The organism is Larkinella bovis, assembly GCF_042655385.1.
GTDB classification, from domain to species: domain Bacteria; phylum Bacteroidota; class Bacteroidia; order Cytophagales; family Spirosomataceae; genus Larkinella; species Larkinella bovis.
This window is the reverse complement of the sequence record NZ_JBHSMA010000005.1, coordinates 180,267-205,139: the sequence shown is the minus strand read 5'-3', so window position 1 is coordinate 205,139 and position 24,873 is coordinate 180,267. Positions and strand designations below refer to the sequence as shown.

Annotated in this window: 16 protein-coding genes; 11 read left to right on the top strand and 5 right to left on the bottom strand. The window is 54.4% G+C overall.

Annotation, left to right across the window (positions count from 1 at the left end; all coding sequences use genetic code 11):
* Nucleotides 1–19: 19 nt before the first annotated feature.
* From ACFPMF_RS17345 to ACFPMF_RS17300, 10 genes are all read left to right on the top strand, one after another.
* The gene (locus ACFPMF_RS17345) at nt 20–1,243 is read left to right on the top strand and encodes a hypothetical protein (protein WP_379847561.1); all 1,224 of its coding nucleotides are present in this window, start codon (nt 20–22) and stop codon (nt 1,241–1,243) included.
* Between the two features lie 148 nt (nt 1,244–1,391).
* Nucleotides 1,392–2,423: a sugar phosphate isomerase/epimerase family protein gene (locus ACFPMF_RS17340; protein WP_379847560.1), complete on the top strand. Its 1,032-nt coding sequence runs from the start codon at nt 1,392–1,394 to the stop codon at nt 2,421–2,423.
* 156 nt (nt 2,424–2,579) lie between these two features.
* Entirely contained in the window at nt 2,580–3,743 is a 1,164-nt protein-coding gene (locus ACFPMF_RS17335) for a Gfo/Idh/MocA family protein (RefSeq protein ID WP_379847559.1), read from the top strand.
* A gap of 79 nt (nt 3,744–3,822) precedes the next feature.
* The gene (locus ACFPMF_RS17330; RefSeq protein WP_379847558.1) at nt 3,823–5,316 is read left to right on the top strand and encodes a sugar ABC transporter ATP-binding protein; all 1,494 of its coding nucleotides are present in this window, start codon (nt 3,823–3,825) and stop codon (nt 5,314–5,316) included.
* A gap of 19 nt (nt 5,317–5,335) precedes the next feature.
* A complete protein-coding gene (locus tag ACFPMF_RS17325) occupies nt 5,336–6,322 on the top strand; it encodes an ABC transporter permease (protein ID WP_379847557.1) in 987 nt (328 codons plus the stop codon).
* A 19-nt stretch (nt 6,323–6,341) separates the two neighbouring features.
* Entirely contained in the window at nt 6,342–7,277 is a 936-nt protein-coding gene (locus ACFPMF_RS17320) for a sugar ABC transporter substrate-binding protein (protein ID WP_379847556.1), read from the top strand.
* A 128-nt stretch (nt 7,278–7,405) separates the two neighbouring features.
* Nucleotides 7,406–9,730 (top strand): PSD1 and planctomycete cytochrome C domain-containing protein, encoded by a 2,325-nt coding sequence (locus ACFPMF_RS17315; protein ID WP_379847555.1) that lies wholly within the window; start codon nt 7,406–7,408, stop codon nt 9,728–9,730.
* 114 nt (nt 9,731–9,844) lie between these two features.
* Nucleotides 9,845–11,299 carry a DUF1501 domain-containing protein gene (locus ACFPMF_RS17310; RefSeq protein ID WP_379847554.1) on the top strand — a complete coding sequence of 485 codons (1,455 nt, stop codon included), beginning with the start codon at nt 9,845–9,847 and terminating at the stop codon, nt 11,297–11,299.
* 38 nt (nt 11,300–11,337) lie between these two features.
* Nucleotides 11,338–13,512, top strand: coding sequence for a c-type cytochrome domain-containing protein (locus tag ACFPMF_RS17305; protein WP_379847959.1), 2,175 nt, complete (start codon nt 11,338–11,340; stop codon nt 13,510–13,512).
* A gap of 88 nt (nt 13,513–13,600) precedes the next feature.
* A complete protein-coding gene (locus tag ACFPMF_RS17300) occupies nt 13,601–14,437 on the top strand; it encodes a hypothetical protein (protein ID WP_379847553.1) in 837 nt (278 codons plus the stop codon).
* A gap of 97 nt (nt 14,438–14,534) precedes the next feature.
* On the opposite strand, the gene ACFPMF_RS17295 is transcribed toward ACFPMF_RS17300, so the two are convergent.
* Entirely contained in the window at nt 14,535–15,899 is a 1,365-nt protein-coding gene (locus ACFPMF_RS17295; RefSeq protein WP_379847552.1) for a sensor histidine kinase, read from the bottom strand.
* A 228-nt stretch (nt 15,900–16,127) separates the two neighbouring features.
* Between ACFPMF_RS17295 and ACFPMF_RS17290 the strand changes: the two genes are divergently transcribed.
* Nucleotides 16,128–17,633, top strand: a complete 1,506-nt coding sequence (locus ACFPMF_RS17290) for a glycerophosphodiester phosphodiesterase family protein (RefSeq protein WP_379847551.1) — start codon at nt 16,128–16,130, stop codon at nt 17,631–17,633.
* A gap of 9 nt (nt 17,634–17,642) precedes the next feature.
* Here the strand turns inward: ACFPMF_RS17290 and ACFPMF_RS17285 are convergent, their stop codons facing one another.
* The 4 genes from ACFPMF_RS17285 to ACFPMF_RS17270 form a co-directional block, all read right to left on the bottom strand.
* Nucleotides 17,643–19,172: a sulfatase family protein gene (locus tag ACFPMF_RS17285; protein ID WP_379847549.1), complete on the bottom strand. Its 1,530-nt coding sequence runs from the start codon at nt 19,170–19,172 to the stop codon at nt 17,643–17,645.
* A 125-nt stretch (nt 19,173–19,297) separates the two neighbouring features.
* Nucleotides 19,298–21,304, bottom strand: a complete 2,007-nt coding sequence (locus ACFPMF_RS17280; RefSeq protein WP_379847547.1) for an NPCBM/NEW2 domain-containing protein — start codon at nt 21,302–21,304, stop codon at nt 19,298–19,300.
* 49 nt (nt 21,305–21,353) lie between these two features.
* Nucleotides 21,354–23,354 (bottom strand): NPCBM/NEW2 domain-containing protein, encoded by a 2,001-nt coding sequence (locus tag ACFPMF_RS17275; RefSeq protein WP_379847545.1) that lies wholly within the window; start codon nt 23,352–23,354, stop codon nt 21,354–21,356.
* 11 nt (nt 23,355–23,365) lie between these two features.
* A complete protein-coding gene (locus tag ACFPMF_RS17270; protein WP_379847543.1) occupies nt 23,366–24,847 on the bottom strand; it encodes an alkaline phosphatase D family protein in 1,482 nt (493 codons plus the stop codon).
* Nucleotides 24,848–24,873 lie beyond the last annotated feature (26 nt).

Here is a 24,873-nt window from a genome sequence, read left to right as displayed (position 1 = left end):
GATTTAAAGTGACCCCTTCATGGAAACAACCGAGAAAGTAAGTGTAGCTGAAAAAGCATTAGAACAAGGAAAAGGAATCGTACGGCTGGCGCCAACCTGGGTTCCGCGCTCCTTTTGCGTTCCCGGACGCCGGATTAAATTACACCCCGACGATTATTATGTACTGGGTGGCGAGCGCGGTGGTATTGACGAGCGCTGGTTAGCCTCCACCACCCCCGCCAAAAACGGTCCGCTGACCGGCGAAAACGAAGGGCTGAGCCAGATTGTTTTTCAGGATGGCGATCAGGAAGCAAGGGTGCTGTTGAAAGATGCCGTTGACGAACTGAAAGGGGCCTTGATCGGTGATCGGCTGTGGAACGAATACCAGAGCTGGCCGATGTACTCCAAATTTTTCGACAACATGGGTCCGCTGCCTCACCACCTGCACCACAATGACGAGCAGGCGGCTTTGATCGGTCAGCTGGGCAAACCGGAAGCCTATTACTTCCCCCCGCAACTGAACAACCACGGCGGTGATTTCCCGTATACCTTCATCGGCATCGCGCCCGGTACCAGTAAGGAAACCATCAAGGAATGTCTGCAAAACTTCACCAAAGGCGATAACAAAATCACCAATTACTCGATGGCCTACCGTCTCGAACCGGGAACGGGTTGGGATGTGCCGCCGGGTCTGCTGCACGCACCGGGTAGCTTGTGTACCTACGAGCCCCAGAAAGCATCGGATGTATTTGCCATGTACCAGTCGCTGGTGAACGAAGCCATCATTCCGGAAGAACTGCTCTGGAACGGCACGCCAAAAGACCGCATTGGCGATTACGACCAGCTGATGGAAGCCATCGACTGGGATCTGAACGTGGATCCGGAAATGATGAAAAACCGCTTCATGGCGCCGAAACCGGTGAAAGACGAAGCCGAGATGGCTGCCGAAGGATACCGTGAAGTCTGGGTTTGCTACAAGTCCGATGCGTTCAGTGCCAAGGAACTGACGGTGTTCCCGGGCCAGACCGTGACCATCAAAGACAGTGCAGCGTACGGGCTGATCGTGATGCAGGGACACGGTAAACTGGGCGTTTGGGACATCGAAACCCCGGCCCTGATTCGCTACGGCCAACTGACCAACGACGAGTTTTTCGTTAGCGAAAAAGCGGCCGTGGAAGGCGTTACCATCGTTAACCCGTCGACAACGGACCCGATCGTGATTCTGAAACACTTCGGTCCTGCCAACCCTGACTTAGTTTTATAGTTTCCGGTATACGGTTTTCGGTTTACGGTGCGGTTCTCCGCCGGGACTGACGCACGCTGGCTAACGCCGGATAGGAACGCGCCAGCCCACCGAAAACTGGAAACCGTATACCGCCACCACTTCTAAAACCTTAAACCAAAATTCCAACATGAGCACGAATAATTTCCCCAAGCTCCACAACGCCACCTGGCCGGGCGTCGTGGGAAAAGGACCTGATTCTGAACCCCTGATTCCGATTGATACGATGCTCGAACTGACGGCGGCTGCGGAAGTCGACGGCGTTAAGTTCGATGGTGTCGACGTTGGTTTATTCGATCCCAGCATCGACATCAATGACCCCAGGGAAGGAGCCAAAAAACTGGCTGATAAAGTCGCGGCTCATAACCTCGTCATTGGTTCGCTGGTGGCCCCAATCTGGGGTGGACCGGTGCTGGGCAGCAAGGAAGACCGCGCCGTGTTTGTCGACATGGTTCGCAAATCCTGTCAGTACGGCCAGTACCTGCGCGAAATCGGTATCCGTCCGTACGGCGTGATCCGGATCGACTCGGCCAGTTCGCCGGAAACCTGGGCGAAAGATCCCGTGGGTAACACTAAGATTATCGCCGATACCTTCCGGGAAGCCTGCGACGTAGCCGCCGAATACGGCGAGAAGCTGGCGGCTGAAGGCGAAATCTGCTGGGGCGGTATGCACAGCTGGCGGGCGATGATCGACACGCTGGAAGCGGTAGATCGGCCAAACATGGGCTTCCAGGCCGATATGTCGCACACCTTCCTGTATTTGCTGGGCTACAACAGCCCCGAAGACCGGATTCTGCCCGAAGATTTCGAGTGGAGCGACCGGGCTACCCTGGAAGAAGGGCTGAAAAAGCTGACCAGCGCCCTGCGTCCCTGGACCATCGACTTCCACGTAGCGCAGAACGACGGAACCGTACACGGAACCGGCTCGCACGACAAAACCGGTCGTCACTGTCTGGCCACCGATCCGAATGGTAAACTCGATATCACAAAAGACGCTGGTTTCTGGCTGCGCGACGAAAACGGCAACCTCACCAAAGCGTTCAAACACATCTGCTGGGATGGCTGTATGTTCCCGAACGAGGTCATGTATAAACAACAGACCTGGAACGACATCCTGGCCGCGATGATCAAAGTCCGTAACCAACACGGTTGGACAGAGTAGTTTATGGTTTATAGTTTATGGTTTACAGTTTACGGTTTTCGGTAGCTGACGCATTCAGAGAGTTGCCTGCTTCAGCTACCGAAAACCGTAAACTGTAAACCATAAACCGACTACCGTAAACCTTAAACTATGAACCTTAAACCATAAACTGAACTAATGGCAGCTAAAAAAGAAATACGAATTGGACTGATCGGAACCGGTTTTATGGGCCGTACCCACTCCAATGGATATAAGCGCGTACCTAATTTTTTCCCTGAACTGGAATATACGCCGGTATTGAAGGCGGTTTGTTCGCGCAACGCCGAGAAAGTGCAGGCATTTGCCGACCAATGGGGCTACGAATCCATTGAAACCGACTGGAAAGCCCTGATCGCCCGCGACGACATCGATGCCGTTGACATCTGTACCCCGAACGATACCCACGCCGAAATCGCCATGGCCGCGGCTGCCGCCGGCAAAATGATTCTCTGCGAAAAACCGCTCTCCCGCAATCTGGCCGAAGGCGAGAAAATGGTCGAAGCCGTTGAAAAAGCAGGGGTGGCAAATACGGTTTGGTACAACTACCGCCGTCTGCCCGCCGTGACGCTGGCGAAGCAAATCGTGGCTTCCGGCAAACTGGGCCGCATTTTCCACTACCGCGCCAACTTTTTGCAGGACTGGACCATCAACGCCGACGTTCCGCAGGGTGGTACGGGTACCTGGCGGATGGACGTAGAAGCGGCCGGTTCAGGCGTAACGGGCGACTTGCTGGCTCACTGTATCGATACGGCCATGTGGATCAACGGCGGGATCACGGATGTATCGGCCGTAACCGAAACGTTTGTGAAAGAACGGATGCACGCCATTACGGGTAAAGTGCAACCAGTGGGCATCGACGACGCCTGTATTTTCCATTGCCACTTCGAAAATGGTTCACTGGGTCTGTTCGAATCGACCCGCTACGCCCGGGGTCACAAAGCGTTGTACACGCTGGAGATCAACGGTGAAAACGCTTCGATTCGCTGGGATCTGCACGACCTGAACCGCCTGGAGTACTTCGACCACCGGGACGAGTCGGTCGTACGCGGCTGGCGCTCAATCCACGTCACGGACGGTGATCAGCCGTACATGGACAAGTGGTGGGTACCGGGTCTGGGTATTGGCTACGAGCACGGTTTTGTGCACCAGGTGGCTGATTTCCTGAAAAGCCTGGAAACCGGTGAGCCTTGCAACCCCACGTTCAAAGATGCCCTGGAAACCCAGAAAGTCTGCGAAGCCGTTATCAACTCTGCCAAATCAAAAAGCTGGCAGGATACCGGCGTCGAGTGGACCGAGAAATAGCATCCCATCATCCCAATGGACAGCCCACGGTTTTAACCGTGGGCTGTTGTTTATCCCGAAATTCGTTTTTTAACCGATCATGAATCAGGATTTCATTCTTACCGTTCGCGGGCTGACCAAAACCTTTTCGGGCGTGAAAGCGCTGGACGGGGTACAGCTGGACCTGCGGAAAGGCGAGGTTCATGCACTGATGGGCGAAAACGGCGCGGGGAAATCGACCTTCATGAAAATTCTGGTCGGCCTGTACCAGCCGGATGTGGGCGAGATTTTCTTTGAAGGCCAGGCGTTAAAGAGCCAGGCCGTCGGCGAGGTGTTGAAAAGAGGCATCTCCATGATTCATCAGGAATTGCTGGTGGTGCCGGAGCTGACGGTGGCCCAAAACATCTTTCTCGGTCGCGAAAACCGGGGTGGGTTGTTTAGCTGGATCGACGAAAAGAAACTGAATGAGGAAGCCGGTGCGCTGCTGACCCAAATGGGCGTCCTGATTTCGCCCACGACCCCCATGAAATACCTGAGTGTGGCCGAAATGCAGATGGTGGAGATCGCCAAAGCCATTTCGAACAACGCCAAGGTAATCATCATGGACGAACCGACCTCCGCCCTCTCCGACAAGGAGGTTGCCACGCTGTTCGGCCTTATCCGCGATCTGAAACAAAAGGGCGTCGCCATCATTTATATTTCCCACAAAATGGACGAAATATTTACCATCTCCGATACCATTACGGTTTTGCGGGATGGCAAGTACATCGCCACCCAACCAGCCGCCGAGCTGGACAATACTGCGCTCATCCGAATGATGGTGGGCCGCGAAATTGATAGTTTATTCCCCGAAACCGTCGCGCAAAAAGGCGAAGAAATCCTGTCGGTCCGCAACCTGCGCCGAAACGGCAAGTTTGCCGATATCAGTTTTGAGGTCCACGCTGGTGAGGTGCTGGGGCTGGCGGGTTTGATGGGGGCCGGGCGCACCGAAATTGCCCGCGCCATCTTCGGGCTGGACCCGTTCGATGAGGGCGAGATTTATTTAAAAGGAAAACCGCTGCGGATCAAGTCGCCACAGGATGCCATTCAGCACGGAATTGGTTATGTTAGCGAAGACCGTAAAGGCCTGGGGTTTATTCCCGCCCTGTCGGTGAAGCACAACATCACGCTGGGCAGTCTGTCGGATCATACCAAAGGGCCATTCATACAGGACAAAAGCGAAGCGGCAACGGCCGCCCGGATGATTACCGACCTGCACATCAAAACCGCCGGACCTGACCAGAAAGTCCAGTTTTTAAGTGGTGGCAACCAGCAGAAAGTCGTCATCGCGAAAGTTTTGCTATCATCGCCGGACCTGGTGATTCTCGACGAACCGACGCGCGGCATTGACATTGGAGCGAAATCCGAAATTTATAAATTAATTAACCAGTTGGTAGCCGACGGGATCGCCGTCATTATGATTTCGTCCGAACTGCCCGAGATCCTGGGCCTCAGCGACCGGATTCTGGTGCTGTCGCAGGGCCGGCAAACCGCCCTGCTGAGCAAGGAAGAGGCCACGCAGGAAACGATTATGCACTACGCGGTGCATCACTAATTACGTTTGATTGACCCGAATGAAAACCGTTTTTACACCCGAACCTACCACCCCCGCTCAACCGTCCCGAACCCGCCTGCGTGGCTTGGGGCAATACGGTCTTTTAATTGCCTTCTTCGCCATTTGCGTCGTTCTTTCCCTGCTGACCCCCCGGTTTCTGACGGTTTCCAACCTGATGATCATCGTGACCCAGGTTTCCATTAATGCCCTGCTGGCGTTTGGCGTTACGTTTGTCATCATCACGGGCGGCATCGATCTGTCCATCGGCTCCACGGTGGCCGTAACGGGCGTGGTAGCAGCCATGTTTGCGCACCCGGACACCTACCCGGTTATTGTGCCGGTGCTGGCGGGACTCGCGGCAGGCTTACTATTGGGAGCTTTCAACGGTCTGGTGATCACCAAAAGTAACGTGCCGCCGTTCATCGTTACGCTGGGCACGATGACCATTGGCCGCGGCCTGGCGCTGATTCTGAGCAAAGGCCGTCCGATTTCGAACCTTTCGGACTCCTTCAACTTCATTGGCGGTGGTCAGGTTCTGGGCATTCCGACGCCCATTATCATCCTGCTTGTTTTCTTCGTCATCTGCTCGGTACTGCTCCGCAAAACCGTATTGGGCCGCTATATGTACGCCGTGGGCGGAAACGAACAGGCCGCCAAAGCCTCCGGCATTCAGTTGAACAAAGTCAAAATGGTGGTGTACACGCTCTGCGGAGGACTGGCGGCTTTGGCCGGCATTTTGCTCACCTCCCGCATCACCACGGGCCAGCCCAACGCGGGCGCCGGGTTCGAACTCGACGCCATTGCGGCCGCCATTATCGGAGGCACCAGCACGTCCGGCGGTACCGGCACGATGACCGGCACCCTGATCGGGGCGCTGCTCATCGGTGTCATCAGCAACGGCCTGGATTTGATGAATGTCACCTCGTATTACCAGCAGGTCGTGATGGGGATTATCATCATCGGCGCGGTGGTTTTGGATAGTATGAATCAACAAAAGAACGGATAACCGACCCCAATAATCAGGTATGAAACGCAGTATTTTTTATTCCCTCCCTTTTCTTGTTACCAGTGTTTTAATCAGTTGTAACCAGTCCTCATCGGGGGAAAATGGTGAAAAAAAACTGACCGTGGGCGTCTCCATGCTCAGCATGCAGAACGAATTCATCGTCAACGTCAACGACGAAATCGAGAAAAAAGCAAAGGAGTCGGGCGTCGAACTGATTACGGTCGATGCCGAGCGGTCGGCCCTGAAACAGATCGAGCAGATCGAGAGCTTCATTGCGCAGGGCGTTGATGCCATCATCATGAATCCCTGCGAAGTCGAAGCCAGCTCGCCCGCCGTCACGAAGGCCCTGGCCGCCAACATTCCAATCATCAACGTCAACTCCGAAACCACGGCCAAACCAACGGCCTTCATCGGTTCCGACGACGTGGAATCGGCGCGGATTGCCATGAAATTCATTGCCGAAAAACTGGGTGGCAAAGGCAATATCCTGATGATGCACGGATACATGGGACAGGCCGCCCAGATCAAACGCGAGCAGGGCGCCCGCGAAGTCCTGAAGCAGTATCCGGGCCTGAAACTGATGGCCCATCAGACCGCCGAATGGGATCGCGCCAAAGCCATGTCGCTGATGGAAAACTGGATTCAGTCGTACGGCAACACCATCAACGCGGTTTTTGCCCAGAACGACGAGATGGGCCTGGGTGCCGTGAAGGCCCTGACCGATGCCGGTCTGAAGGATAAGGTTTTGGTGGTCAGCATCGACGCCATTCCCGACGCGTTGCAGGCTGTTCAGAAGGGAACACTCGACGCCACGGTTTTCCAGAATGCCGAGCAGCAGGGTGCCCAAGCCATCGAAACCGCCATCAAAATTGCCAACGGCCAACCCTATGAGAAACAAATCCTGATTCCGTTTCAGTTGGTAACTAAAGAAAATTTGGCTAATTTTATGAAATAACATCACTATCCGGCCATTTCATATGATTCCTGACCGTCTGTTTTAATTCACTTACCTGCTGTTTTGCGGCAATTGCCGGCGCACTATTCCTTACCGATTTCCTAAACCTGAATTATTTCTAACTAAATATGCTGAACCGATCCTATTATTTGATGGGCGTTCTTGCTGGCATTTTCTATGCCTTCCAGGCCTGCAACACGGATTCGACCAGCGGGGCCGATGAAGCAAAACTACCGGATGTGGTCAGTTACAACTTTGATATCCGGCCCATTCTTTCCGATAAATGCCTGGCCTGTCACGGCCCGGACGCCAACAAACGTGAAGCCGGTTTACGGCTCGACGTAGCCGAAAGCGCCTTCAAAGCCCTGGAAGAAAACCCGACGGCCCACGCGCTGGTGGCCGGAAAACCGGAATTATCGCAGGCTTTTCTGCGCATCACCACCCAGGACACCTCCCTGCTGATGCCCCCACCCTCCTCGAATCTCAAACTCACGCAGCGTGAAATCAGGCTGATCGAGAAGTGGATCAAACAGGGCGCGAAATACGAAAAACACTGGGCGTTTGTGCCGCCGAAAAAACCGGCCCTGCCGGAGGTTGATAAAACGGACTGGCCCAAAAACGAGATCGATTATTTCATTCTGCACCAACAGGAACAGCGAGGGCTGTCGCCCAACGAGGAAGCCGACAAAGAACGGCTGCTGAAGCGGGTGAGCCTGGACCTGACCGGCCTACCGCCGACGCTGGAAATGATGGACCGGTTTCTGGCCGACAACAGCCCGAACGCTTACGAAAAAGCCGTCGATCAACTGCTGAAAAACCCGGCGTACGGCGAAAAAATGGCCCTGCACTGGCTCGACCTGGCCCGGTACGCCGATTCGCACGGCTACCAGGACGACGGCTACCGGACGCAGTGGCCCTGGCGCGACTGGGTGATCCACGCGTTCAATAAAAACATGCACTACAACGATTTTGTCACCTGGCAGCTGGCGGGCGATTTACTGCCCGGTTCAACGAAAGAGCAACTGCTGGCGACGGGTTTTAACCGCAACCACAAAATCACGGAAGAAGGCGGGGTGATTCCGGAAGAATACCGGATCATGTACGTCACCGACCGGACGGATTTGTTCGGCAAGGGGCTACTCGGCGTCACGATGGAATGCGCGCACTGCCACGACCATAAGTACGACCCGTTCTCGCAGAAGGAATATTACCGGCTGTTCGCGTTCTTCAACAACGTCAAGGAGGTCGGGATTGAGTCGGTAATTGGCGGCCCGGAAACCTACGCAAAAAAACCGCTCATGGAAATCAGTGACGACGATGTGAAGAATATTCTGACGTTCGTCAACAAACCGGACACCAACCGGCTGATCGTCTCGGTAATGGGCGATATGGACCCGGATACGATCCGTAAAACCTACATTCTGAAACGGGGCAACTACGACGCGCCGGGGGATGAAGTGACCGTTGGCACGCCCGAAGCCATTTTACCTTTTAATCCGAAATATCCCAAAAACCGCCTGGGTCTTGCCCAGTGGCTGTTTGACCCTAAAAACCCCCTGACGGCCCGCGTCTACGTCAACCTGCTCTGGCAGGAGTTTTTCGGGAAAGGCATCGTCAAAACGTCCGGCGATTTCGGGATGCAGGGGGATTTGCCGACCAATCCCGAATTGCTCGACTGGCTGGCCGTTGATTTTATGAGCCACAACTGGGACGTCAAACGACTGGTGAAACAAATGGTCACCTCGGCCACGTACCGGCAATCGGCGGTGCTTTCACCCGAAAAACTCAAAGCCGATCCCGATAATATCTACCTGGCGCGCGGCCCCCGCTACCGGATTCATGCCGAATTTGTCAAAGACCTCGTTTTGTCGAGCAGCGGTTTGCTCAACCGGAGCATTGGCGGCCCCAGCGTGAAACCGTATCAACCGGCGGGTTTGTGGGAAGGGGCCACATCGGGCCGGGGGCTGCTCTCGACCTATATGCAGGATCACGGTCCCAAACTGTACCGCCGGGGCATGTACACGCTGATCAAACGGACGGTGCCGCCCCCATCGATGGCGATTTTCGACGCCAGCAACCGGGATTTATGCGAAGTTAAACGGCTCCGGACCAACACGCCGTTGCAGGCGTTGGTGATGATGAACGACCCGACGGTTTTGGAAGCGTCGCGCGTGCTGGCCGCCCGACTGTTGCAGGAAAAGACCGATGCCCGGGACAAAATCACCAAGGCATTTCGCCTGATCGTGGGTCGCAAACCCCGGGAAAAAGAAGTGGAGATGCTGACGGCCTACTACGAAAAAGAAGCCCGGGAAATTAAAAAACCGGTGGCCGACAAAGCGCTGGCCGTGGGAGAATACCCCGTTCCCGAAACGATCGACCGAACGAAGCTGGCGGCTTTAATGCGCGTGGTTTCCACCATTTATAATCTGGAAGAAACCATTACGAAAACCTAACGTCCTTACGGGTTTTAGCCCGTGCAGGCAGGCATTCTGCCCTGATTAAGACGATCCTTAACTAGTAAATCGCACGGATGAAAGCCTACGCGGCCTGGTCCTGAGGTATGTAAGATGGAAAAAGAAATCTTAGAACACGGTTATAATTTCAACCGGCGTCGGTTTTTATCCCGGTTGAGTCTGGGCATCGGCAGTGCCGCCCTGGGTTCTCTCCTGATTCCGGACCTGTTTAGCGGTAACAACGCCGAGGATGATAGCTTACCGCCCGGCATTCCGCACTTTGCCCCGAAAGCGAAACGGATCATTTACCTCTTCCAGAATGGCGCTCCGTCGCAGCAGGAACTGTTCGATTACAAGCCGAAACTGCGCGAGATGCTGGGGCAGGAAATACCGCCCTCGGTGCGTGGCAACCAACGGCTGACCGGCATGACGGCTAACCAGTCGTCGTTTCCGCTGGTGGGCTCGTTCGTAAATTTCCAGCAGTACGGCCAGTCGCGGGCCTGGGTGAGCGATCTGTTTCCGTATACGGCCAAAATCGTGGACGACCTCTGCATCGTGAAGTCGATGTATACCGAAGCCATTAACCACGACCCGGCGCTGACCTTTCTGCAAACCGGCTCCCAGCAGGGAAACCGGCCCAGCATGGGGTCATGGCTGAGTTACGGACTCGGGAACGAGAACAAGAACCTGCCCAACTTTACGGTTTTGCTGTCGCGCGGCATCGGCAACGGACAGGGCGTTTATTCCAAATTATGGTCGAACGGTTTTCTGGATTCCATCCACCAGGGTGTGCAGTTCAGCAAGGGCGAAGACCCGGTTTTGTACCTGCGCGACCCCGAAGGCATGGATCGCCACGCCCGGCGGGCGATGCTCGATAACCTAGCGGAACTGAACGACATGGCCTACCAGGAATTCGGCGATCCCGAAATCACGGCGAAGGTGAAGCAGTACGAAATGGCGTACCGGATGCAGACGGCGGTGCCGGAAGTGATGGATTTATCGAAAGAGTCGGACGACATCATCAAACTGTACGGCCCCGATTGTCTCGTACCGGGCACGTATGCCGCCAACTGCCTGCTGGCCCGCAAATTATCCGAAAATGGCGTCCGGTTTGTGCAGCTTTACCACCAGGGTTGGGACCAGCACGGTAATTTGCCGTTCGAGATTGCCAAACAGGCCAAGGACGTCGATCAGGCGTCGGCCGCGCTGGTGACCGATCTGAAACAACGCGGTTTACTGGACGAAACGCTGGTGATCTGGGGTGGCGAATTTGGCCGGACCAGCTACACCCAGGGCAAGCTGACCGCCGACAACTACGGCCGCGATCACCACCCGCGCTGCTTCACGATCTGGATGGCCGGCGGTGGCATCAAACCGGGGATCGTCTACGGCGAAACCGACGAACTCGGCTACAACATTGCCCAGAATCCGGTCCACGTTCACGACTTTCAGGCGACGGTTTTGCACCAGATGGGCCTGAACCACGAAAAGCTGATTTTCAAACACCTGGGCCGTCGTTACCGCCTGACGGATGTTTCCGGCAAAGTGGTTCGTGACCTGATTGCGTAGCATACCCCCTATCCTAAACCCGCTGGACTGAATTTGTGATGACCAAACGCGTCAAAAGTCTGGCCGAGCAGGCGTTGTTTGCTCTGGCCGTCTTCATCCTGTTTCTGTTGCTTTTCGAGGAAAAAGTCGTCGTTCCGACCTGGTTACAACCCGTCGGGCGGATGCACCCGCTTATTCTCCACTTCCCGATTGTGATTCTGTTGCTGGCGATGGCCATGGAGATTTTCCGGTTCAACAGCCAGTATGCCCGGAACGAGTTTTACCGGGGCTTTTTGGCCAATCTCCTGCTGGTGGGTGTGCTGTCGGCCGCCGTAACGGTCATCATGGGCCTGTTTCTGTCGAAAGAAGAAGGCTATTCGGGCACGGTTTTGCAATGGCACAAATGGACCGGCGTCGGCCTTTTTTACCTCTCTGCCTTCATTTACTGGAGCCGTGACCAGGCGTGGTACCGGGCACCAGTGGCCAAATCCGGCGCGCTGGTGGCCGTGCTGGTGCTGATTAGCGCGGGTCATTACGGAGCGGTTTTAACCCACGGCGACAACTTCATTTCCGGCCCGATCCAGCGGTCGATGGAAGCCGAACCAGTGGCGCTGGATCAGGCGCTGGTGTTCGATCACGTCATCAAACCCATTTTTGAGCAAAAGTGCATCAGTTGCCACAATCCCGAAAAATTGAAAGGACAACTGAGTCTGGCGGATGCGGACGCGATTCTGAAAGGCGGAAAAACCGGAAAATTATTCAAAGCCGGACACCCCGCGCAAAGCCTGCTGCTGGAACGGATTCACCTGCCCGAAGACGAGAAAAAGCACATGCCGCCGAAAGGTAAAACCCAGTTGACGGCGGACGAAATTACTTTACTGGCGTTGTGGGTGAAAAGCCGGCCGGATTTCAAAAAGAAGCTGATCGACCTGCCGCCTTCCGATTCGTTACGGTGGATGGCGTCGGCCCGGTTCAAACCCACCGAAGGCGGGGAAGACATGTTTGATTTTGCCGCGGCCGACGAGGAAACCGTACAGAAACTGAACAATGACTATCGGACCATTGCTCCTTTGGCGAAAGAATCCCCGGCGCTGGCCGTCAACCTGTACAACCGCAGCACGTATTCGGCCGAAAAGCTGGAAGAGTTGAGCGAGATCCGGAAGCAGGTCGTCTCACTGAATCTCAATAAATTACCGGTAAAAGACGCGGATTTGAAGGCCGTCGCCCAATTTGAAAATCTGCAAAAACTCGACCTGAACTTCACCGACATCACCGGCAAAGGACTGGCTCACCTGACCCACTTGCAACACCTCAAAAGCCTGACGCTGTCGGGAACGAAGGTGACGTTTGCCGATCTGCAAAACCTGATCCGCGAAGTTAAAAGCCTGCGGACCGTCTCGTTATGGGAAACGCCCGTGACGGTAGCCCAGATTCAGCAGTTGCAGAAAGCGAACCAAAACATGGCCTTCCTTGCCGGTTTTAAGGACGATGGCAAAAATCCGCTCACGCTGAACCCGCCGGAAGTAAAAAATCCGTCGATGGTTTTTACGCAGTCGCTACCGCTGCTGCTGCACCACCCCATCAAAGGCGTGCAGATTCGGTACACCACCGATGGCACCGAGCCAGACAGCCTTCATTCGCCGGTTTTCACCAACAAAACCGTCCTGACCGACCGGACCACCATCAAGGCCCGAGCCTACAAAGACGGCTGGTACGGCAGCAGCGTGGCGACGTTCGACTTCTTCAAATGTGCGTATAAACCCGACAGTATCAACCTATTACAGCCGCTCAACCGGGTCCACCAGGCCGAAGGTCCCAAATCCTTCTTCGACCAGAAACTGGGCACCTTCAACGCCAACAGCCCGGCCTGGGCCAACAACTGGACGGGCGTACGGAACAACGACATGGTGGTGATGTCGGAGTTTAAAAAACCGGTGACGGCCTCTTCCGTTGCCCTGCGGATCATGGTCGAGGAAGCAACCGGTATTTTCCCGCCGGGTTCCGTCGAAGTCTGGGGCGGTAACAGCCGCGACAACCTGAAATTACTCGCGACGGTCAAACCCAAAATGCCCGTGAAAGGCGAGGAACATTCCCTCCAAAACGTAACCTGCCCCTTCAAACCGCAGGAGCTGGCCTATATCAAAGTCGTCGCCAAACCGTGTACCCTCCCGGACTGGCATGGCGGCAAGGGAAAACCGGGGCTGGTGCTGGTCGATGAGATGTTTATCAATTGAGGGTCCTTCTCATCCCTGCCCTAAAAAACCGTGGTTTTATTCCAACGGAACCCGGAATTTGGGGTCCCGTAGAGAAGAACCCTATCCCATGCAGATTACGAAGTTCCTTTGGTGCCTGATCATTGTGTGCCTGGCGGCCTGCACGAAGCAGGACCCTCAACCCGTTAATATTAATTTCGAGCGGATTCAGTTATTCAAAGCGAACCGCTTATACGAAGAATTTGAACGGAATAAAGAAGCGACCTGGCTTGAAAACCGACGGTATGAATCAGCCCTCAGCGACGCAAGCGGCCGACCTCCTTTATTGGCCCGTAGTCGATATGCCTTCAACGACCAGAACCAACTCATTGCCAGTGAGCACGAAGGGTATGCTACCATCTGCGGTTTTTGCCCCTCCCCAACGCCCCCATCCAGTTCCGCGACCAGTCATTACACCTTAACCTACGAATACAAGAATGGCCTTCTTACCCAGGCCAACCGCCAGGAAATCCGGAACAGCCAACCGGCAACGGTCGGCAAGACGCTTTTTCATTTCAACGCGAAAGGGCAACTCGAGCGGGTTGAGCAATGGTATGGTTTTTCCGGGCCCCTTACGCTCTTTGAAACCCTGGCGTTTCAGTATGATGCCCGGGGCAATCTCCGGCAACAGGAACGGTTTGCGGCCAACGGGTTTAAGCAGGAGGTCCTGACGTATCAATACGATGATAAACCCAATCCTTTTTATTCCCTGAAGTTGCCGGAGTTCGCCCCCCGTTACCTCAGCCCCAACAATGTCGTTCATACCCACCGACGCATTTTTGATCCGGCTGACTTACCCGATACCATTCGTCAGGAAGAGGAAACGAAAAAATACACCTATAGTGCGGAAGGATGGCCCACGTCCATTGAGGCTGATAATCAGACGCTGACCGTTATGTATCGCTAACGATCAGACCTCCGGTCAATTTCCAGCCACCTTTCCCGCTGGCGAATCGTTGCGAAAGGGCGATCGGGTAAGGTCGATGAGGTTGCCGAACAGAACCCTATCTTTCTTCGATTGCCGACCAATCAGCCGACGAGGCTATCAGGGGTAAGGTGACGGAAAAGTAGCCATCTTCTTCCGTTAGCAAAGGGGCGGGGTGGTCGAATTTCTGATAATAGGCCGTGATGGTGGTTAAGCCAACGCCGTTTGACAGAATGCGCGTTACCTTCCGTTGCAAATTATTTCGGACGGTCAGATACCCGGTTTCATCCCCCAGGATTTCAATCGTTAGCGGTTTTTTGAGCGAAATCACGTTGTGTTTTACCGCATTTTCGACCAGTAACTGCAACGTCAGGGGAGGAAGCAACTGATGCATAGCCTCCGGGTTTACCCGAATAGTGATAGATAATCCGTCTCCGTGCCGGGTTTTGAGCAGATGAAAATAGGACCGGATAAACTCGAGCTCACTTGAGAGGGTGGCCAGTTGCTGATCGTTGGCCCGCAATAAATACCGGTATACCATACTCAGCTGATCCACAAACTGACTGGCCCGCTGCGGTTCTTCTTCAATCAGCGACGACAGCGAATTAAGGCTATTAAAGAGAAAATGCGGATTCACCTGCGCCTGCATGGCCCGTAACTGCGCATCGGTTTTTTCCTTTTCCAGCCAGCGAACGGCCAGTTCAGCCTCCAGTCGCTCCTGAACCAGCTTTGCTTCCAGGCGGGTCTGCTCGACGGCCTGCGCCACCGCCAGCTGACGTTGCCGCAGCACCAGGGCGATCGAAAAACTCATCAACTCCAGGATAAGCCCACCCCCCAGAATCTGCTTGGCCAGACTAATCCCCGCTTCGGTGGTCGGAGCGGGATAGAACGGGCCAATATAGTTACCCAGCGAATTGATTTCATGGAGCATCAGCAAAATGCTTCCCAGTAGAAAATACCCGCCCACGGTACTCCGGTGTCGGACCGACAGCCAGATTCCGATCCCACAATTGCTGACCAGCAGCAGCCAGTAGACGGTCGCCAGATACACGTTTGCCGACGAGGCCGGCCAGCTTTCACCGATCAGAATCAATAAACCCATATTCACCACCGGATAGCCAAGGGCCAGCAACTGGCTCCCGCGAAACCACCGCTTCAGACGCGGCTGTTGCTTCGTTACATCAAACAGACAATCCACCAGTTCCAGGTAAGCAATCTGCGCCAGGCCGTGAACGGCCACGTGAATGGCCAGAAATTCGGCGGTCGACAGAGAGGTTTCCGAAAGATATACCCGCTGGAGAAACGCGTAAAGACACCAGATGAAGGTTTGAAACGTAAAAACGCCGTAGATCCAGTCACGGGAAAAAAACCACTGGAAGATGTTCAACAGAAAGATCGCACCGACCGCACCGACATACAGGAACAGGATAGCTTCACCAGCCATTCGAGAATCAAAGCAAAAAATGGTTCGGACGAAGATACAAATTCCGAACCGGAAGCTACGCTCAATGTCCCAACAAACGCCAACTATTCATCTTATGACCAATGACTTATATATGTACACAGATGGCGGGCCCGGTTTTCGATTTTTACACCCCAACCGGTCCCCTGCGGCTGGCTGAGTAAGAAGCCCTGCTTTGCGTCTTTTCAGGCAGTTCCCTATTCATGTTTTATGCTACGCACCGCATTCGCTTTTATTTGCCTTTCCTGTTTTGTTACTCTTTCTTTTCAGGCCCGGGCGCAATCCCTTCATCCGGGTGTAACCGCCCACCGGGGCAACTCGTCTCAGTTTCCGGAAAATACCTTGCCCGCTTTCCAAAGTGCGCTTTCGCTGGGTGTCGATTGGGTGGAACTGGATGTCTATAAAACCAAAGACGGCAAGCTGGTGGTGCTGCACGATGCCACAACCGGGCGGGTGGGCGATCAGAATCTGGTGGTTGCGAACGTAACCTACGAGCAGTTGAAAAAAGTGGACGTTGCTGCCGGCTTTCGGAAGCGAACCGGTAAATCCGTCCGGGAATGTCCTCCGCAGCGCATTCCGTTACTGGAAGAGGCACTGAACGTGTTTGCCCGGCAATCGAAAACCCGGGTTTCCATTCAACCCAAAACCGACTGCGTTGCCGAAGCCATTGCCCTGGTCCGCAAAAAGAAGATGGAGAAAATGGTGGGGTTTAACGACGGTAATCTTACCTACATGGCAACCGTCAAAAAACTGGCCCCGAACATCCCGGTTTTCTGGGATCGCCCGGCCAACAGCGACATCCAGGAAGATATCCGGATTGCCAAAGAACACGGTTTTGAGTCGTTGGTCATCAACGGAAAAGGCCTGACGGAAGAAAAGATCAATCAGTTGAAAATCGCCCGCATCGAACCAGGCGTTTGGACGGTGAATGAGCGGGACGATCTGATTCGGTTTCTGGATATGGGCGTCGCCCGGATTTATACGGACGATCCGGCCCTGTTGATTGATCTGAAAAAAGTACACCAGACCATAGTGTGTGAAGGCGCCTATGAGGGGCATTTACAAGGCATTTGTACCGACCAGAAATCGTCCATTTACTGGAGCTGGACCAAAGCCGTAGTGCGAACCGATAGGCAGGGAAAAATCCTCGCCAGCGTAGCGGCTCCCAGCCATCAGGGCGATTTGTGTTACCGCAACGGAAAACTATATGTAGCCGTGAACCTCGGGGCGTTTAACAAACCGGCGGGCAGCGCCAAATCCTGGGTGTACGAGTACGATGGGATTACGCTCCAGAAACTGAATGAATACCCGGTGCCGGAACTGGTTCACGGCGCCGGTGGCATGGAATACCATGATGGTAAGTTTATGCTCGTGGGCGGTCTGGTGCCCGGCATGAACGAAAATTACCTGTACGAATACGACGAAAAATTCCGGTTTATCCGTCGGCATACGGTGGCCAGCGGCTATACGTTAATGGGGATTCAAACCATCGCGTATGCGAACGGAACCTGGTGGCTGGGATGCTACGGCAAGCCACCGGTGACCTTGCGAACGGATGACCGGTATCAGTTCCAAGGCCAGACAGTTTTTGATGCTTCCCTCGGTATCGCGCCCTATTCCCGGACACACATGTGGATTGGGAGTAATGTCCGACTGCCCGGGCAGGGCCACGTGGGCCGGGTGCGGCTGGTGGAAATCGAAAAAATTGCGAAATGATGCCCGTCGTTACTGGGTAAGCTTCGTTTTGCTCTGTTTGATGCGGGTGAGCAATTCGGTCAGTTCGCGTACTTTTTCCGGGTTCTGCTGGTACAGGTTCCGGGTTTCGCCGATATCACTGGCGAGGTTATACAACTGTCCTGTTGGTCCACCGGCTTCCGGCTTTAGCTGTTTCGGCACCGTAAAACCGCCCGAGCCAAGTCCTTCGATGAGCTTCCAGTCGCCTTTCCGGATGGCGTAATACCCGATGGACGAACTGTGTACAACCGCCGGTTGGCCGGGCACGGTTTTCGATTTGCCCAATAAAACCGGCAAAATGCTGTAGCTGTCTTCCGGCAGGGAAGCGGCCTTTTTACTGACCAGATCGTTGCAGGTGGCCAGCAGGTTGGCCAGGGTAGTGGTGGCATCGCTCACCGATCCGGCTTTCACTTTTCCGGGCCAGCGCACAATGAATGGAATCCGGTGTCCCCCTTCGAACGCATCCCCTTTCATGCCCCGGAATTCGCCGGCAGATTGATGGTTGAAGCGGGCAATGAAATCCTCCCGCCAATACGGGCCGTTGTCACTGGCAAAAATAACAATCGTATTGTCGGCCAAACCGTTCGTTTTCAGCGTTTCCAGAATTTGCCCCACGGCCGCGTCCACCTGCTCGGTGAAATCACCGTACTCACCGACTTTCGATTTGCCCGTATACTGGTCGGAAGGAACCCAGGGCGTGTGCGGAGCGGCCAGTGGCAGGTACAGAAAGAACGGTTTTTTGGCGGTTTGTTTTTGCAAAAACGCCTGAGCTTTGGTGATAAATGTGGGCAGAACCCCTTTAAAATCAAACGAAGGAGCCATTTTTCCTTCCCGCCAGAAAGCGCCGGTATAGCCTGTATCGGGCTTGCTGCCTTTGGTATAGGCGGTAGGAATCTCCGTAATCTGGTGATTCTCGAGGTAGAAATACGGCGGCATATCCAGCGATGCCGGTAAAATATACGAATAGTCGAATCCGACGGTATTGGGACCAGCCAGGGGCGGCTTGTTAAAATCAATGTGGTCGGGGTTCATTTCGGCCTTGATGCCGTAGCTGGGGTTGTTCAGCAGCGATTCGTTCCCGGGTGTCACCTGCCAGTCTACTCCTAAATGCCATTTGCCCACCACGGCGGTTTGGTAGCCGTTGCTTTTCAGCAGCGAAGCCACCGTCATCCGATCCGGTTCGATCAGGGTCCGGCTGTAGCCCCGCAACACGCCCACCGGCAGGCGGCTTCGCCAGGGATACCGACCCGTCAGCAGGCTATAGCGAGTCGGTGTACAGACCGACGAGGGCGAGTGGGCATCCGTGAACCGCATGCCTTCGGCCGCCAGCTGGTCGATAAACGGGGTTTTAATCTGTCCGGCCGGGTTATTGGCGGAGACATCCCCGTATCCCATATCATCGGCCAGAATATAAACGATATTCGGTGGTTGCTTTTGGTCTGCTGTCACTCCCATGCCAATGCATACGAGCAACCCTCCCACCAAACCAACCGCCAATCCTGCTTTGATCAATCTGAACATCCTGCTACAATTAAATGATTGATTTCTTTTTTGATTTATGCCTGACAACAAAGGGTGAACCCTGAATCCATAACACATGGAGAGTAAGCAAAACAAATGAAACTTTTACCTCTTTCACCATCCAATTAGTTAACAGGAATCATTTTGAGCATCACCACGCCGTGGTGGCGAATTGTGGTCTGGAACGAACTGGTAAACACGCCGAGGTCTTTTTGCCGCCACACATCCCGCAGTTTATATTTCCCTTTCAGGTCAACTTTACTAAAATCAAAGTTAAAGGATTGCGGTTTTTCATTACCCCAGCGAAAATAGGACTGGGGCGTTTTGCCGAAATCCGCCACGTTGAATAAGCCAACGGCAAACGAGCCGTCTTCCAGCGGTTTGGCCCACACCTGGACGCCATTCTCCTCCACCAGCAGCCGGGCCGATTTTCCCAAGGGGTCCTGATTGATCTCAATCACTTCGTCATTGGTCAACAGATTCAGCGTGAATTCATCGAGCTGTTCAATCGGACAGCCAATCAGCAAGGGCGCTGAGAGTAGGCTGAATAAACTAACGTGGCTGTATTGCTCATCGGGCGTTAACCGGGTGGGATGTAGTTCGGGGCCGGTGGACACATTCCCCACAATCATCATATCGGGATCGTTCCAATGGCCCGGACCGTTATACGGCGCCCATTTATCGAGCGTAAACGACAACTGGTAGAGGCTGGTCCAGCTATCCCGAATGTCGGGGCCGGTTCGGTACATGTTCGATAACCGCACCCAATCGGTAACGTTGGCAAATGGGGCCGAGTTGGATAAACTCAACACAATATCCCGGCCCGATTGCCGCAGGGCTTCCGACATGCGCCGGGTCGATTCAACATCGACTCGCCAGTCGTACTTCAGGAAATCAATGCCCCACTCGGCCATTTGCAAGGCATCATTTTTCTCGAAGCGGTATTTCGCAATGTGGTTAAAAGCGCGCCGGTTGACCATGATGGTCTCGTGCGATTCACCCCCTTTTTCAAAAGCGGAGGAAGCCCCGACGTACCCGCCATAACTGGAAATATACGGCGTCGAGTACAAACCGGCTTTTAAACCGAGCGAGTGGATGTCATCCACCATGCCTTTGAAATCCGGAAACTTTTCATTGGGCTGCAAGGCATTTAGGGGCCCGCCCCTGACACCCTGCCAGGCATCGTCGATGTTGATATACGTCCACCCGTGGTTAATGAGTCCCGTTTTTACCATCGCATCGGCCGATGCGATAACCTTCTCCCGATCAATATGCGTTTCCCATGAATTCCAGCCATTCCAGCCGATGGGGGGCGTCAACGCAATGGTATCTCCAATCTTAATCGTGAGTAGCCGGGTGGCTTCACCGAACGCATTCCTGGCCTTCAGGGTGGTGGTATACGTGCCGCGCCGGGCCACTTTTCCGGTGATAATTCCGGTTTTTTTATCCAGGACCAGACCAGCCGGTAAGTTAGCCACCGAAAATTGAATTGGGCGTTTGCCGGTAGCAGCAATGGTATATAAAAAGGGATTGCCGGGCGTTGCGCCAACAACTTTTGCGGAGTTTATTTTCGGTTTTGCCCCCGGTTTCGGCGTCAACATGTATTTTTCGTCCGTATTCGGAATATGTTTGGGTAAATGATCCCCCAGCATCATCAAGTGCGCATTGGCCCAGTTGGCGTAAGTCCGTTTGTTATTGGAACCGCCGACCGGATCGGTGATCAATAACCCCAACCGTTCAATTCCCGTCAGATCTACGTCTACTTGCTGGGGGGCATCGCCCACCTTGATTTCGTTGCTTTCAAACAGGATTTTCTGGTCGCCAATGACATAAAATTTGACCGGTATTTCTTTATTGCCCATATCGTCGGCCCCAATAACAGCCTTGAACCGGGTGGCATTTTTGTTCAGGTAAAACGCCAGTACACTAACACTTTGTGCCCCAACGCCCCGGCTAAAGTAAACGCCGTTGATCCGCATGGAATCGCTGCTGTAATTCCTTTTGGCCGTGACCGGGCGGATGCCTTCGGAAAAAGTCTGAATGAGCAGATCATCCAGCCATACCGTATTGGCCTTCTGGGCTATACTACTCGTACTAAGAAGCAACAGCAGAACAGTGAACCATTTTTGCATTGTATTGAGGCTTTAGGGCTTTTCAGCGCAGGTTGGGTATTCCTTGAAATCATTGCGGACTCATCCGGAGCATCACCACGCCGTGGTGGCGAATCGCGGTCTGGAACGAACCGGTAAACACGCCGAGGTCTTTTTGCCGCCACACATCCCGCAACTTGTATTTCCCCGTCAAACCGATTTTAGCCAGATCCAGCGAATAGTCCCTGGGTTTTTCGTTGCCCCAGCGGAAGTATGACTGGGGCGTTTTGCCAAAATCAGCCACGTTGAATAAGCCGACGGCAACTGAGCCGTCTTCCAACGGTTTGACCCATATCTGGACGCCATTCTCCTCCACCAGCAGCCGGGCCGATTTGCCCAGCGGGTCCTGATTGATCGCAATCACCTCGTCGTTGGTCAGCAAATTCAGCGTGAACGCGTCAAGTTGTTCAATGGGGCAGCCAATCAGCAAAGGCGCCGACAGCAGACTAAAAATACTGACGTGGCTGTATTGCTCATCGGGCGTTAAGCGGGTGGGGTGCAATTGCGAACCCGTGGTCACATTGCCCAGGATCATCATGTCGGGATCAAGCCAGTGGCCGGGTCCGCCGTAGGGCGCCCACTTATCGAGCGTAAACGCCGATCGGTAGAGGCTGGTCCAGCTATCCCGAATGTCGGGACCGGTCCGGAAGGTGTTCGTCAACCGCACCCAATCATTGACCTGGGCGAAGGGGGCCGAGTTGGAAATGCTGTAGACAATATCCCGACCCGATTGCCGCAGGGCCGTCGCCATCCGTTCCGCCGAAGGCACCTCCAGCCGCCAGTCGTACTTCAGGAAATCAATGCCCCAGTCGGCCATTTGCCGGGCGTCGGCGGTTTCAAACCGGTATTTTCCGATCAGCCGGTGGGCGCGGTGGTTGGCCCGAATGGAATCGGGGAAAGCCCCATTCTCAAAATAGGAGGAACCGCCCGGATAACCGGCGTAACTCGTAATCCAGGGGGTGGAATAGACGCCCACTTTGAGTCCCAATCCGTGTATTTCGTCCACCATCTCCTTGAAGTTGGGAAATTTCTCATTGGGCATAATGGCGTTGTAAGCTCCGCCACGCGGCCCTTGCCAGGCATCGTCGATATTGATATACGTCCACCCGTGCTGACTCAATCCCATGTTTACCATCGCCCGGGCCGACGCAACCACTTTTTCCCGATCGATGAGTTTGGCCCAGGAGTTCCAGCCATTCCAGCCGATCGGTGGGGTGAGCGCAATGGTATCGCCAATCTTGATCGTGAGCTTTTTGCTGGCCTCCCCAAGCGCATTTTTAGCCTTCAGCGTGGCGACATACGTGCCTCTCTGTGTTACTTTCCCGGAGATAATGCCGGTTTTTGCGTCGATGGTTAATCCCTTGGGTAAGTTCGTAGCCGAAAACTGCATGGGGCGGTTGCCGGTGGCCGCAATGGTATACAAAAAGGGGTTGCCGGGCGTGGCCCCGAAGATAGAGGCCGAATTGATTTTCGGTTTCGGTGCTGGTAACGGCGTTAAAATGTATTTCTCATCGGTATTGGGGATCTGCTGCGGCTGGTGCTGACCAATCATCAGCAGCTGCGCATCGGCCCAGTTGGAATAGAGTTTGGTACGGCCAATGTCATCCACCAGCACCAGGAGACCCAGCCGCTGAATACCCGTGACATCCACCTTCACGGATTTGGGTTCATCCCCCAGGCGCATCGCCCCGCTCGTGAACAGGATTTTTTCATCACCAATGACGTAAAACGTATGCGGCAAGTCCCGCTGCCCGCTGTCGTCGACGCCCACGACGGCCGAAAACTCCCGGGCATTGCCCGCCAGGAAAAAAGCCAGCACGCTGGTGGCATTCACCCCTACTCCCCGCTCGAACAACCGGCCTTTCATCCGCATGGGCACTCCGGCTGCGGTGACTTTGGGCAACACCGCCGGAATGCCTTCCGAGAACGATTTGATGGCTAAGTCGTCCAGCCAGATGGGGGTTGCTGGCTGGCCATAGGCAGTGTTCACGAAGCACCATACTCCCGTAAAAAACAAAAAAAACTTGTTCATCCTCCTGAAATTCAAACCACGCGTTCGGTTTTCCACTGGTAAACGACCTTGCCAAATACATCGTGGTGATGAAACATAATGGTGCTTTTTCGGTCCTCCCGTTTTAATTCCACCGACATAAAACCGCCTTTTTCCAGATGAAACCGGTGGTACTTTTTATTCTCCCCCGGTGTCCCGCCCGCGTGTTCGTCGCTAGCCGCCCCGATGCTGAATTCGTGCAGGCCGGTTTCGGGATGAACCGAATGGTATTGCCAATGACGGTCCCCGCAGATCACGAAAAAATTATCGTTCCCATTTTCTTTCAACCAGTTCCGGATCTCATCGCCCTCATGGCGAAATCCGGCGTTCACATGATTGTCATTCTTTTGGACCCGATCCGGACCGACGAGCGGTGTGGGGCTAACGAGCACTTTCCAGGTGGCCGTGCTTTCTTTCACGGTTTTCTTAAACCAGGCTTTCTGCTCCGCGCCCCAGATGGTTTTGTCCGGCCCATCCGGCAGGTTATTGGGCGACCGGAAATCCCGTCCGTCGGTGAACCAGATTTGCAAATCCTGCCCCCAGCGAAACGTTCGATAGCTGGTGGTATTCGAAATCAGGGGGGCTTGCTGTTGAAAAATTTGCTGGCCCTCCACAAACCTCAGCTCGCCCATCCGGGCGCCGGGGCCGGAGTCATTGTCGAGGGTATCGTGATCGTCCTTCAGCCAGTAGGTACCCACGTTGCGATTGAACTCCACCAGCCGGGGTAAACTAAACATGCGCTCCCAGTGATAGCGGGCCAGGCGTTGGTTCATCGCCCGGGGCATGTCGTTGTCATAATAGACCAGATCGCCCGTCAAACAGGCAAATTGGGGTCGCAGCGCAAGCATGGACGGATAAATCCAATGCCCATCCGGGTGCCCACGATCCGGATAACCCTGACACGTCATCACACAAAACCGGAAATTACCGGGCGCATTTTCCGTAGGCGCCGTTTCAAATCTTCCCCGAAACCGGGTTGGCTCATCGCCTTTTTGGACCACCGACTCACTTTCGAAGTAGTACTGGGTCGCCGGTTTCAGGCCCTTCAATGGAAACTGGTGAATACAATCCGTTTCCTCAGAAACCCGTACCCAGTCGGTGGTTTGGGCCCGTTTTAACGTTTCATTCGTTCCGTACCGAACCCGGACCCAGCCGGACGTGCCGGGGCAGGCGCCCTCCAGTTGGTCTACCGGTACGGTTACTTCGGGCAGGCTTTTACCTTTATAATCCTGGGCGCGGCCGGGAATGACCACCCCATCGGTATTTCTTTTTTCAAACGCCGTTAGCCGGGTCCAGAGGATCGCGGTGGTGGGCGTAACGTCGCCCACCCGGGTTCCCATGGCCTGATAGGCCGCCGATTTCACTTTTTCCGGCTGGGGTATCCAGGCCGGAAACGTTGCCGAAACGAGGGCAAGCGAAGCCGATTGTTTCACAAAAGAACGACGACTGGCCTTCATATCAGGCTCTTTATTCATGGGTTAAGGGTTTAGGATTTAACAAT